The organism is Aggregatilinea sp., from assembly GCF_036822615.1.
Taxonomy (GTDB): domain Bacteria; phylum Chloroflexota; class Anaerolineae; order Aggregatilineales; family Aggregatilineaceae; genus Aggregatilinea.
In genome coordinates this window covers 59,009-70,143 of record NZ_DAISHJ010000002.1, presented here as the reverse complement: position 1 = coordinate 70,143, position 11,135 = coordinate 59,009, and the positions used below count along the sequence as shown (strand labels likewise).

The 11,135-nt window shown below is 62.3% G+C and carries 11 protein-coding genes and 1 pseudogene; 4 read left to right on the top strand and 8 right to left on the bottom strand.

Annotated features, from left to right (window positions below):
• Window positions 1-779 (top strand): lipoate--protein ligase (locus V7116_RS01400; protein ID WP_324389643.1); only part of this gene is annotated, 779 nt, incomplete at its 5' end.
• Window positions 780-916: 137 nt separating this feature from the next.
• On the opposite strand, the gene V7116_RS01395 is transcribed toward V7116_RS01400, so the two are convergent.
• From V7116_RS01395 to V7116_RS01385, 3 genes and pseudogenes are all read right to left on the bottom strand, one after another.
• Window positions 917-2,029, bottom strand: a complete 1,113-nt coding sequence (locus V7116_RS01395; protein ID WP_324389641.1) for a glycoside hydrolase family 88/105 protein — start codon at window positions 2,027-2,029, stop codon at window positions 917-919.
• A 74-nt stretch (window positions 2,030-2,103) separates the two neighbouring features.
• Complete coding sequence (locus V7116_RS01390; RefSeq protein ID WP_324389639.1) at window positions 2,104-2,724, bottom strand: DUF624 domain-containing protein; 621 nt, start codon at window positions 2,722-2,724, stop codon at window positions 2,104-2,106.
• A pseudogene (locus tag V7116_RS01385) lies at window positions 2,724-2,888 on the bottom strand (carbohydrate ABC transporter permease); the annotation flags it as partial. The gene V7116_RS01390 and the pseudogene V7116_RS01385, both read right to left, overlap by 1 nt.
• A 421-nt stretch (window positions 2,889-3,309) precedes the next feature.
• Between V7116_RS01385 and V7116_RS01380 the strand changes: the two are divergent.
• Together V7116_RS01380 and dhaL are read left to right on the top strand one after the other, a co-directional pair.
• On the top strand, window positions 3,310-4,254 hold the full coding sequence (locus V7116_RS01380; protein ID WP_324389635.1) for a dihydroxyacetone kinase subunit DhaK: 945 nt from the start codon (window positions 3,310-3,312) through the stop codon (window positions 4,252-4,254).
• Window positions 4,255-4,298: 44 nt separating this feature from the next.
• Window positions 4,299-4,910 (top strand): dihydroxyacetone kinase subunit DhaL, encoded by a 612-nt coding sequence (gene dhaL, locus V7116_RS01375; protein ID WP_324389632.1) that lies wholly within the window; start codon window positions 4,299-4,301, stop codon window positions 4,908-4,910.
• Between the two features lie 161 nt (window positions 4,911-5,071).
• Here the strand turns inward: dhaL and V7116_RS01370 are convergent, their stop codons facing one another.
• The 5 genes from V7116_RS01370 to V7116_RS01350 all read right to left on the bottom strand — a co-directional run bounded on the left by V7116_RS01370 (window position 5,072) and on the right by V7116_RS01350 (window position 10,643).
• Entirely contained in the window at window positions 5,072-6,103 is a 1,032-nt protein-coding gene (locus V7116_RS01370; RefSeq protein ID WP_324389630.1) for a LacI family DNA-binding transcriptional regulator, read from the bottom strand.
• Window positions 6,096-7,502 carry a glycoside hydrolase family 13 protein gene (locus tag V7116_RS01365; protein ID WP_324389628.1) on the bottom strand — a complete coding sequence of 469 codons (1,407 nt, stop codon included), beginning with the start codon at window positions 7,500-7,502 and terminating at the stop codon, window positions 6,096-6,098. Before V7116_RS01365 ends, V7116_RS01370 begins: the two co-directional genes overlap by 8 nt.
• A gap of 7 nt (window positions 7,503-7,509) precedes the next feature.
• Window positions 7,510-8,340, bottom strand: a complete 831-nt coding sequence (locus V7116_RS01360; RefSeq protein WP_349258386.1) for a carbohydrate ABC transporter permease — start codon at window positions 8,338-8,340, stop codon at window positions 7,510-7,512.
• 35 nt (window positions 8,341-8,375) lie between these two features.
• On the bottom strand, window positions 8,376-9,296 hold the full coding sequence (locus V7116_RS01355; protein WP_324389624.1) for a carbohydrate ABC transporter permease: 921 nt from the start codon (window positions 9,294-9,296) through the stop codon (window positions 8,376-8,378).
• 81 nt (window positions 9,297-9,377) lie between these two features.
• Window positions 9,378-10,643: an ABC transporter substrate-binding protein gene (locus tag V7116_RS01350; RefSeq protein WP_324389622.1), complete on the bottom strand. Its 1,266-nt coding sequence runs from the start codon at window positions 10,641-10,643 to the stop codon at window positions 9,378-9,380.
• Between the two features lie 348 nt (window positions 10,644-10,991).
• Between V7116_RS01350 and V7116_RS01345 the strand changes: the two genes are divergently transcribed.
• On the top strand, window positions 10,992-11,129 hold the full coding sequence (locus tag V7116_RS01345; protein ID WP_324389620.1) for a hypothetical protein: 138 nt from the start codon (window positions 10,992-10,994) through the stop codon (window positions 11,127-11,129).
• The last annotated feature ends 6 nt before the right edge of the window (window positions 11,130-11,135 follow it).

The following is an 11,135-nucleotide window of genomic DNA, read 5'->3' as shown; positions in this document are numbered from 1 at the left end:
ACTACTCCTTCATCCTGTCGGTCGATGATCCCAAGAGTGCCGATCTTTCCATTGTCGCCCGGCCCGTCGTGAATGCGCTCCGGCGCATGGGCGTCCCGGCGGAGATCCAGGGCCGGAACGATATCGTGGTGGATGGCAAAAAAATCTCCGGCACGGCCCAACGTTTTACCCGGGGCAGGCTGCTGCATCACGGCACGCTTTTGTTCGACTCGAACCTGAGCGTACTGCAGGGCGTCCTCAATGTGGATGCCACGAAGATCGCGTCCAAGGGAATTTCGTCGGTCAAGAGCCGTGTCACGAACATCAAACTCTATCTGCCGGACAGCAGCGATAATATCAACGCCTTCTGGCAGGCGCTGCTCGCCGCCTTTGCGGAAGAGCAGGAGATCGTGCGGTATGAGCTTTCGGCTCAGGATTTTGAAGCGATCAAGCAGTTGCAGCAGACCAAGTACCGTACCTGGGATTGGAGCACGGCCAGCGCGCCCGAATTCGAGTATATGAACAGCAAGCGCTTCCCAGGCGGAAAACTGGAAATGTGCCTGAACGTGAAGAACGGCATTATCACTGAATGCGTCATCTCCGGTGATTTTATGGGGCTGGTGTCTCTCGACATGCTGATCGCCGCGCTGACCGGGATCAAATACCACCCTACCGACGTGCTTCAGGCATTGCAGACCGTGAATCTGCCGCTGTACCTGGGCAGCATCACGGCGGACGATGTCGTTCAGGCGATGTTTGAGGGCACGCTGCTGGCGGTGGACCAGGAGCCTCAAGAGTAGCGGAGACGCTGGCTCCCCAACCTTCGCGGCTGGGGCCGCTGCCTTATGTGCAAAAACGCCCGCAGGCTGACAACCCTGCGGGCGTTGTGTTAGGTGAGAAAATAAACCGTGTTATTGCCGCGCCGCAGCCGCCACTATCACGCCGAAAGGCGCTGTATCGCCACGCTGGCGAGGATGAACGGTCCCACGCCCTTGAAGTCGTTGCTGACGATGCGCTCGTTGATGTAGCACTCGAACGAGGCGTCGCGGTACGGATCGCCGCCCAGGCCAGCGACCTCGCAGATCCGGTTCAGCGAGACCAGCCCGGCATCGTCTACCGAAATGAACTGTTCCAGAATGCCCGAATAGGCTCGCTGTGCGACGGCGGCCCACTTGTGCGAGATGTAGCCGCAGCGCACGCTCTTGGCGATGGTGTAGGTGAACATGCACGACGCCGACGCTTCGAGGTAGTTCCCCTCGCGCTCCGGCAGATCGAGCACCTGATACCACACGCCGGATTCGGGATCTTGTACGTCCGCGATGGCTTCCACCAGCCGGTTCAGGATGTCCAGCACTTCGCCCCGGCGTGGGTGATCGGCGGGCAGCACGTCCAGCACATCCGGCAGCGCCATAGAGAACCAGCCGATCGCGCGGCCCCAGAAGTGCGGCGAGCACCCCGTCTCGGGATCGGCCCACTTTTGCAGCTTGCTCTCGTCCCAGCCGTGGTAGAGCAGCCCCGTTTTCGGATCGCGCGTGTGGCTTTCCGTCAGGGTGATCTGGTGCACCACGTCATCGAACAGTGCCGGTTCGCCGAACATGGCCGCGTACCCCGCCAGGAACGGCGACGCCATATAAATCCCGTCCAGCCACATCTGGTTGGGGTAAATGAGCTTGTGCCAGAATCCGCCCGAATAGGTGCGTGGATGCACGCGCATCTGGTCGCGCAGCCGCCGCGCCGCCTTCGCATAACGGTCGTCGCCGGCTAGCTCGTACAGCGTAAACAGGTTCTTGCCGGGATTGATGAAGTCTACGTTGTACTGCTCGACGGGGTAGGTACGGATCGTGCCGTCCGGCTGCACGAAGTGATCGACGCTGGTCCGCACGTAGTCGAAGTACCTGTCGTCTCCCGTCTCACGCCAGACGTCGAGGATGCCCTTCAGCGTCAGCCCCCATTCATACACCCATGCGGGCGTCTGATCTGCCGGGTGGAGCGCGATAACCGAATCGGACATGCGGGCGGCCCAACGACCGGGATCGGTGTCTGTGCTCATAAACTGGGTTCCTTCCTGTTCCGCACTAAGTAAAGAGTTTCGCCTAACGCGCCCCGGAAAGGTCGCGCTCGTAGTCACGGATCACGTGCTGCGTACCCCACGCGGCCAGCAGCGCGCAGGTGGGCGGCGCGAGCAGCATCCCTATTCCAACCGGCACGACGGCAGCGGCCAGCCGGCACGACGGCAGCGGCCAGCACCGGGACCAGCGCCAGCATCCCCGCGAACGCCGACCACAGGGGGCGCAAAAACACCAGCCGCATCGCGACGCGACTCAATGTGCGCAGCGGTAGATCGAACGTGACCAGCAGCGGCCACAGGTAGACGTTCGCCAGCGCGGCAGTGATCCCCACGGCCCGCGTTACGCTGCGCGACACTACGGCGGGCAGCAGCGGCACGTCCGCGTTGTCCAGAATGTTCAGGTTCACCACGACCAGCGCCGCCAGCGCTGCATCGAGCAGCACGATCAGCGTGCTTTTGGCCCAGGTGCGCCGCATCGCACCGAAGAAGCGCTGGAACGGCTCCGACGGTTCCCCGCGCACCCACGGCGTCAGCACGGCGAACAGACCGGCGGTTGCAGCGGGGAGGGGGAGCACCATCGCGGCGAACACCGCCCACAGCACGCCCGCTACCAGGAAGCCTATCAGCCGGTCGAGCAGATCCGCTCGCTGGAGGTTCACGGCACGTGTTACCTGCATTATCCCTTCAACTCCGATGTAGCGATACCTTCCACGAGGTAGCGCTGGAACACGACGAAGATCAGGAACACGGGCAGCAGCGACAGCGTGGACATGGCGAAGATCGCGCCCCAGTCTGTCACGCTCGACGGGTCCGCGAAGGCCCGCAGCGCCACGGATACCGTACCACATCGACGGCGCGGCGTCGATCCTGGTCGGCATCGCCGCCAACCAGTCGCTCGCCACGCGCCGGATGGTCCACATCGAGGATTTGTTCCCGCTGCCCGAAAAAGTGCGCCGCTAACCGCGTTTCATACGTTCGTCGCACGCGGATTTTGAACGTGCAGGCGCAGACTATAGAGGATCGCAGGAGGAGGCGCCACGCTCCTCCTTTTTGTTTTCCCGCGTGCCGACGGTCTGCTCGCGCGGTGCTGCGCCGCACTCTTCTCCTGAACCGGTTGTCAAAAATACCAGTCGGGGCTAGCATGAAAATTGGCCTGATGCGTTCGCCGCGCCCAGGCGGAGAGTAGTTTTTGCACACAAAGGATGCGAACGGTGAGGAAAGCAAAAAAGATTCTTAATGATCCAAAAAATGTAGTTCCTGAAATGCTCGACGGCCTGATCGCCACTTACAACGGGCGTGTCAGGAAGCTGGACGGCGTGACTGCGATGGCCCGCGTCGATATCCCTGACGGCAAGGTTGCCCTGTTGATCGGCGGCGGCAGCGGGCACGAACCGGCATATCATGGCTATGTCGGGGATAACATGGCAGATGGCGCTGCTTTGGGGAACGTTTTCGCCGCGCCGACGCCGGACATCATTTTGGAAGCGACAAAAGCCGTTCATCGAGGCAAAGGGGTTCTGTATCTTTACGGCAACTACGCGGGCGATATTCTGAATTTCGATATGGCGGCTGAGTTGGCCGCCGAAGAGGGCATCGAAGTTCAGACTCTGCTGGTGCGGGATGATGTGGCCTGCGGCCCGATCGAAAACCGGCGCGGCATTGGCGGGGCGATGCTGGCTGTCAAGATCGCCGGTGGAGCCGCCGCGACGCTGGATACGCTCGACGAAGTGGTCCGCGTGACGTCGAAGGCGCTCGACAATATCCGCTCGATTTCCGTGGCCCTGCACGCCGGATCGATTCCCGAGACGGGGCAGTTCACGTTCGAACTGCCGGATGATGAGATCGAGATCGGCATGGGTGTCCACGGCGAGGCGGGCGTCTGGCGGGAGAAGATGGTGCCCACCGATACGCTGGTGGACAAGATGATGGAACTGATTTTGCAGGATCTGCCGTTCGAGCGTGGCAACGAGGTGTGCATGCTGATCAACGGCGCGGGCTCCACGACGAACATGGAGCTGTTGATCGCCAATCGCCGGGCGCTTCAGGTTCTGGACGCCAACGGCATCACCGTGCACGAGGCGGTCGTCGGTTCGCTCTTTACCACGCAGGAGATGGCGGGCTTTTCCATCAGCCTGATGCGCGTTGACGACGAGCTAAAGCGCTACTACGACATGCCGGTCCGGTCCTTCGGCTGGACGAAGTGGTAGCTCCGATGGAAAAGACATCCCTTACCACCCCGGAAACGCGGGAGATGCTGCTTTATCTCTGCCAACAGATGATCGGTTACACCGATACGCTGACCCAGGCCGATCAAGCCATCGGTGACGGTGACCACGGCATCGGTATGGCGCGGGGGTTCGAGGCCGTTCGTCAAAAGCTGGAGGCCGGAAGTTTCACCGCGCTGGATGAACTGTTTAAGACGACCGGCATGACGCTGATCACCTCCATCGGCGGGGCGTCCGGTATCATCTTCGGGACGTGGTTCCGGGGCGGTGCGAAAAACCTGGGCGGCGTTGCCGTTCTGGACGCGCAAGGCTTTTCAACCTGGCTGGTGGACGGGCTGGCGGCGGTCAAAGAGCGCGGCAAGACGAAGGCCGGTGACAAAACGATGGTGGACGCGTTGGAACCGGCGGCGCTTAAGTCGGCGCAGGTGGCGTCCGCGCCGCTAACTGAAGCGCTCGCGGCGGCAGCCGAGGCCGCCCGGGTCGGCATGGAAGCGACGAAAGAGATGGTCGCGTCGGTGGGCCGGGCCAAGTCGCTTGGCGAGCGCTCGCTGGGTCACCCCGATCCCGGTGCGGTGTCGACCTATTTGATCCTCAAAACCATGTACGACTTTGTTGCCTGGGCGAATCAGTCGTCATAGCTGCGCCTGAACGTGCCCGGCTGTTTGCACTCGACAGCCCAAATCGGCTTCTGTGAGCCGGTTTGGGCTGCTGCATGTCTGTCGATCGCGTGCCGGACGACGGAGAATCGCCAGGGGCGGGGGCTGAGCAGCTGCGCGTTCCGCTGTGGGCGCAAACGCAGCTATTTCGCCCTGAAAGAGTCCCGCTCGATGAGATCCACGGGCAGCGTGATGTGTTCCGGGGTGATGTCGGGATTTTCGATGCGCTGGATGAGCAGTTCGGCGGCGACGCGCCCTTTGGCAACCGTCGGCTGCCGGATGGTGGTCAGGGCGGGGCAGGTGAGACCGCTGGCTTCGATGTCGTCGTAGCCGATGATCGACAGTTTGCCCGGCAGATCGATGTGGTGCTCGCGCGCCGCGCGCATCACGCCGATGGCGATCACGTCCGCCATGGCGACGATGGCTGTGGGCCGTGTCCTCGATTGCAGCACGGTTTCCAGCCCTTCGACTCCGCCGTCCAGATCGCACTCGCATTCGAGCAGGTGGATGCCGGGATCGTCCAGCGACAGCCCCACTTCACCCAGCGCGCGCGTGTACCCTGCGATGCGGCGCTGAAGCGTGCCCGCGTACTTGCGGTAGTCGCCGTGATAGCCCGACCGGATGCCCAAAATCGTGATGCGGCGGTGGCCCATGCGCAGCGCGTACGACATGGCCGCGTACGCGCCCGCTTCGTCATCGATGTTGACGCATGGGATATCCGGCGTGGGGTCGCTGTCCACCATGACGAACGGCACGCCGCGCTGCTGCAAAACCATCATCGTGCCCCGGAAGGTTTCCAGGCCGAGCGTCAGGAAACCATCGACTGCGGCGCGCACGATGGCCCGGCGCAGGTTGCCTTTCAGCGGCGGGACCAGCATCAGCGACAGCCCCATCTCGTGACACACGTCACCCACGCCCTCGATGAACGCCAGCGTGTGCGGGTTGCGCGTCATGATGGGGATCGGCTGTGGCACGAGGATGCCGATGCAGCCCGTACGCCGCGTCTTGAGGTTGCTGGCGACCGGGTCAGGCGAATAACCGGCTTCTTCGGCCACGGCCAGGATATGCCGCAGCGTTTCTTCCGACAGGCGCTCGGGATAGTTGAAGGCGAACGAGACGGCAGTCTTTGAGACGCCTGCGCGCTGGGCGATATCCGAAATGGTGAGTTTAGGCATGGTCACCTTTCACGGGAGTCAACACATAGCCGCTGCGCGCTGGCAGCTCGGGCAGATGAAGCACGCCGCCAGACGCGGTAAAACGCGTCTCGCTCAACGCGTCCTGCCACGTTCCGCCCGGCTCGGCGCTTGCGCCTAGCGGAATGTGCAGATCTCGGCGCGCGTCACGGGGATTGAGCACGACGATTACCTCGTCGGCGGTATGGCAGCGGCGGTACGCATAGACTCCGTTGAAGGTGAGCAGCGGCTCGAAGTCGCCCTGCGTCAGCGCCGGATGATCGCGCCGGAAAGCAGTCAGGGTGCGGAACGTGTCGAACAGCGCGTGGTTCCAGCGCGATTCGTCCCAGACCATCCCGGCGCGGCAGAATGGATCGTTGTCCCCGGCCATGCCTATCTCGTCCCCGTAATAGATCATCGGGATACCAATATAGGTGAATTGAAAGATTGCCGCGAGCCGGACCCGCGCCGCATCGCCGCCGCACAGCGTCAGGATGCGGGGCGTATCGTGGCAGCCCAGCAGCGTCAGGTGATAGGGCGCGGAGGGGCCATGCTCGCGCCGGATCTGGGCCAGCTCGTAGTCGAAGTCTTCGGCGTCCATGCTGTCGTAGGCGAGAAAATCGAGGATGGCGCTGCGCACCTGATAGTTCATCACGCCGTGCACAGTGTCGTTGCCCATCCACGGTGTCGTGCCGCGCCACACTTCAGCGGCGATGTACGCGTCCGGATTCGTATTTAGAACTTCCTGCCGGAAGGCCCGCCAGAAATCCATCGGAACTTTCCACGGCACATCCAGCCGCCAGCCGTCCGCGCCCTGTTCCAGCCAGTAACGCGCTACCTTGAGCAGATGCTCGCGCACGGCAGGGCTGATGTGATTGAGCTTTGGCAGAAAGGCCGCGCCGCCGCAGGTCTGGTACGATACCGGCTCGGCGGTGACGGGGAAAGACGCGATGTCGAACCAGTCCGCATAGGCGGAATCCGCCCCATGACGGACCACGTCCTCGAACGCCCAGAAGCCATCGCCGCAGTGGTTGAACACCGCGTCGAGCACGAGGCGCATGCCGCGTTGGTGCATCGCTTCGACCAGCGCGTGAAAGTCGTCCAGGGTGCCCGCCGCCGGATCGATCTCGAAATAGTCCGAGGTGTCGTAACGGTGATTGGTGCGCGCTTTGAAGAACGGCGTGCTGTAGATCGCGTTGGCTCCCAGCCGCTCCAGGTGATCCAGCCGCGCGCGGATGCCTGCCAGATCGCCGCCGAAGAAGTTCTCGCGCGTGGGCGTGCTGTCCCACGGGACCACGTTCTGCGGATCGTTAGACGGATCACCGTTGTAGAAGCGTTCCGGAAAGATCTGGTAAAAGATGGCGCTGCGTGCCCATTCGGGGGCGTCCCACCGCTCGATCATTGTGTGCTCAGCCTTTCATGCCGGTCTGCGCGATGCTCTGGATAAACCAGCGCTGTCCGATCAGGAAAATCAACAGGGTTGGCAGGGTCGCCGTGACGGTGCCTGCCATCAGCAGCGTCCACTGCGTGCCATAACGTCCCTGGAACATCGCCAGCCCCAACTGCACCGTGCGCATGTTCGGGTCGTTGGTGACCACCAGCGGCCATAGGAAGTCGTTCCAGGCGAACATGAAGGCGAAGATCCCCAGCGTCGCCAGCCCTGGCCCCGACAGCGGCATGATGATCCGCCACCAGATGCCCAGCCGCCCTGCGCCGTCGATCATCGCGGCTTCGTCAAGCTCTTTTGGAATCCCTTGATAGTACTGGCGCATGAGGAAAATGCCGAATGCGCTCACCATGCGCGGCACGATCAGCGCCGCGTAGGAGTCCACCCAGCCCAGCCGGTCGATGATCAGGTACGACGGGATCAGAATCACGTGGAACGGGACCATCATCGTGCCCAGGAAGACCAGGAACAACAGCTCCTTGCCGGGGAATTGCAGCCGCGCGAAGGCGTACGCCGCCAGCGACGAGAAGATCACCTGCCCGGCGACGATGCCCCCGGTCATGAGGGCCGAGTTCAAATAATAGCGCGCGAACGGCGCGGCATCCCACGCTTTCGCGTAGTTCGACAACTCGAACGTGGTCGGGATGAGGTAGGGCGCCTGATGGATCAGCGAGACCGGCTTCAGCGAGAGCGTGAGCATCCACAGGAACGGGATGACCATCGCAAACGCCCCGGCGATCAGGATCGCGTGAATCAGCAGGTGTCCCCAGGGAATATGGATACGGCGCAGCATGCTGCGCTGTGACGACTGGCTCGTGGTGACTGCGCTCATAGTCCTGCCTCCCGCGTGCCGAAGAACTTCCACTGCACCAGCGTGATGGCGAACACGAGGGCAAAGATCACCCAGCCCATCGCGGAGGCCGTGCCCAGGTTGAAATAACGGAACGCTTCGCGGTAAAGCAGCAGCCCGACGACTTCCGTCGTGCCGATGGGGCCGCCGTCGGTCATGACGTACACCACGTCGAAGATCAGGAACGAATCGATGATCGACATGATGACCAGCAGCAGCGTGATCGGTGAAATCAGGGGCACGGTGATGTGGCGGAAGCGCGCCCAGATGCCCGCGCCGTCTACGGTCGCCGCTTCGTAAAATTCCTTGGGGATGTTCTGCAGTCCGGCCAGATAGATCACGATGTTGAAGCCAAGCCGCTTCCAGATTCCCACCAGCATCACGATGCGCAGCGCCCAGGTGGGGTTGCGCAGCCACGTGGGGTTGGGCGGCGTGATGCCCAGATCGCGCAGAAATACATCCGCGTAGCCCGTTCCCGGCGTCATCAGGTAGCGCCACACGACTGCCGCCGCCACGGTTGATGTGACGACCGGTAGGAAGTAGACCAGCCGGTAAATGTTTTGCCCGCGCACGCCGGAATTGAGCAGCACCGCGATCACTAGGCTGACCGCCACGCCCAGCACCGCGACGCTGAGCGTATATTTGAGCGTGACGCTCAGCGCGTTGCGAAAGGTCGCCGATTCGTACAGCGCGCGGTAATTGTCCAGCCCGACGTACGACTTATCCGGGCTGAAGCCGTCCCATTCCATCACGCTCAGGTAGCCGGAATAGATCAGCGGGTAGATATTGAAGATCGCAAAAAGGATCACCGCCGGGGCCAGCGCCATCGCGGCGGCGCTCACATCTCCGCGCCGGTTGGCGTGCTGCCACCCTGCTCGCACACGGGCCATTGCAGTCATAAAAAACCTCGGTTACGTTGTTCTGTTAAGGGGAACTGCGGGGTGCGCGTGCTGCGCACCCCGAATTATACCAGCCGTGTGTTAGCTAAGCAGGCTGTTGACGGCGGCTTCAGCCGCATCGAGCGCTTCCTGCGGGTCCATCTGGCCGTAGAGCGCGCGTTCGATCATCGCCGAGAACACGTCCGACAGCTCGGAATACTGTTCGACCGGCGGGCGGTTGTGCGCGTACTGCTGCATATCGACGAACGGCAGCAGGCGGGGTTCGTTCTCGTTGATCCAGGTTACGTAGGCTTCGTTCGTGGCGACGGAGTCGCGTACGGGCATGAACGCGGTGGCTTCGTCCCACTCGATCTGAACGTCGGTGCTGGTCAGCCAGTTGATGAAGTCCCAGGCGGCCTGCTGCTTGGCTTCGTCCTGCGCCATGATGAAGGCGTGCTCGCCGCCCATGTTGGTCGCGGGCTGGCCGTCAGCCGGGGCGGGCATTGCGGCGGTCGTCCAGTTGAACGGCGCGCTTTCCGCCATGCCGCCGACCATCCACGAGCCGTCCAGCACCATGCAGGCCTGACCCTGGCCGAACAGGCCCCAATCGGAGAGGGTGTACGCGCCGGAATCGATCAGGCTGAGCCAGAAATTCAGCGCCTTGAGTCCCGCTTCGGAATTGAACGCGGCCTGGGTCAGATCTTCGCTCAGGAAGTCGCCGCCAGCGCCCCAGAGGTACACCTGGAACTGCCACGTCAGGCCTTCGCCCGGCTGCGTGTAGAGTTCCATGCCTACGACACCGTTATCGGGGTTGGCGCACTGCGCGGCGTCGGCAGCCAGTTCGTCCCACGTGGTCGGCGGGGTGCTGGCGTCGAGTCCGGCGGCTTCAAACAGGTCGGTGTTGATAAAGAGTTCGAGGTTGTTGGTGCTGACGGGCAGGCCGTAGATCTGGTCGTTATAGGTGTTGACGCTCAGCAGCGCGGGGTAAAAATCGCTGGTGTCGGTTCCCGATGCCTCGATGAACGAGTTCAGCGGAACCAGCGCGCCCGAGTTTGCCAGGGCGGGCATCCACACCATATCCGCCGCGGCGAGATCCGGCGCGTCGCCACCCGCGACGGCGAGCTGCAGCTTGGGCAGCAGCTCGCCCCAGCCGACAAATACGTTCTCGATTTCAACTTCGGGGTGTTCTTCGTTGTAGCGATCCACCAGTTCCTGGATCTTTTCGCCGTTGGTGCCGTCCCAGTAGTTCCAGAACACCAGCTTGATCGGGTCCTGTGCCGAGGCAACCTGTGCCTGGCTGAATCCCTGAAGCACTGGCGCGGCCAGCAGCAGGGCGGCAATAACAAGGATCAAGGATGCGCGTTTCATGGGTTCTTTCTCCTCAAGCATTAGTAGGGTTGCCAAGCAGCATAAGTGAGACGGGCTGAGCGGGATCTGGGCGGGCGAACGGCTCCTTTCAAGCGGGGGTGGAGCAGATATATAAACCGGTTTACTAAACCGATTTAATCACACTTTGGCGTTTTGTCAAGTAGGCTCTTGCCGCGCACATCCATGCCGCCGGACCGTGCGGCGTCCAGGCATCTTTTGATCCGTGAATGGTTGTTGTTGCTTCGGCAGCTTTGTCATATCAACTTGATATAGATCAAGGCGGCTCCCGACGGCTCGATATACGATCGATCGCATCGTATGCGGGAGAGGAGCGCAGCAGGTCGGACCATGTCGGTTTTGGCGCGGTGGTTTATCAAAGCGGGGCTGGTGTATTTCGTGCTGGCGCTGGTTGCGGGGGTCTGGCTGGCCGCCTCTGCCAGTTCGCCGCTGCCGCTGCTTTTGCCGGATATATCTGGCCACGTGTGAAGCCGC

What these genes read in the sequence shown, in the direction of transcription:
- V7116_RS01395 (WP_324389641.1), bottom strand. Translation starts at nt 2,029, where the DNA reads ATGAGCACAGACACCGATCCCGGTCGTTGGGCCGCCCGCATGTCCGAT.
- V7116_RS01390 (WP_324389639.1), bottom strand. Translation starts at nt 2,724, where the DNA reads ATGCAGGTAACACGTGCCGTGAACCTCCAGCGAGCGGATCTGCTCGAC.
- V7116_RS01380 (WP_324389635.1), top strand. Translation starts at nt 3,310, where the DNA reads ATGCTCGACGGCCTGATCGCCACTTACAACGGGCGTGTCAGGAAGCTG.
- dhaL (WP_324389632.1), top strand. Translation starts at nt 4,299, where the DNA reads ATGCTGCTTTATCTCTGCCAACAGATGATCGGTTACACCGATACGCTG.
- V7116_RS01370 (WP_324389630.1), bottom strand. Translation starts at nt 6,103, where the DNA reads ATGCCTAAACTCACCATTTCGGATATCGCCCAGCGCGCAGGCGTCTCA.
- V7116_RS01365 (WP_324389628.1), bottom strand. Translation starts at nt 7,502, where the DNA reads ATGATCGAGCGGTGGGACGCCCCCGAATGGGCACGCAGCGCCATCTTT.
- V7116_RS01360 (WP_349258386.1), bottom strand. Translation starts at nt 8,340, where the DNA reads ATGCTGCGCCGTATCCATATTCCCTGGGGACACCTGCTGATTCACGCG.
- V7116_RS01355 (WP_324389624.1), bottom strand. Translation starts at nt 9,296, where the DNA reads ATGACTGCAATGGCCCGTGTGCGAGCAGGGTGGCAGCACGCCAACCGG.
- V7116_RS01350 (WP_324389622.1), bottom strand. Translation starts at nt 10,643, where the DNA reads ATGAAACGCGCATCCTTGATCCTTGTTATTGCCGCCCTGCTGCTGGCC.
- V7116_RS01345 (WP_324389620.1), top strand. Translation starts at nt 10,992, where the DNA reads ATGTCGGTTTTGGCGCGGTGGTTTATCAAAGCGGGGCTGGTGTATTTC.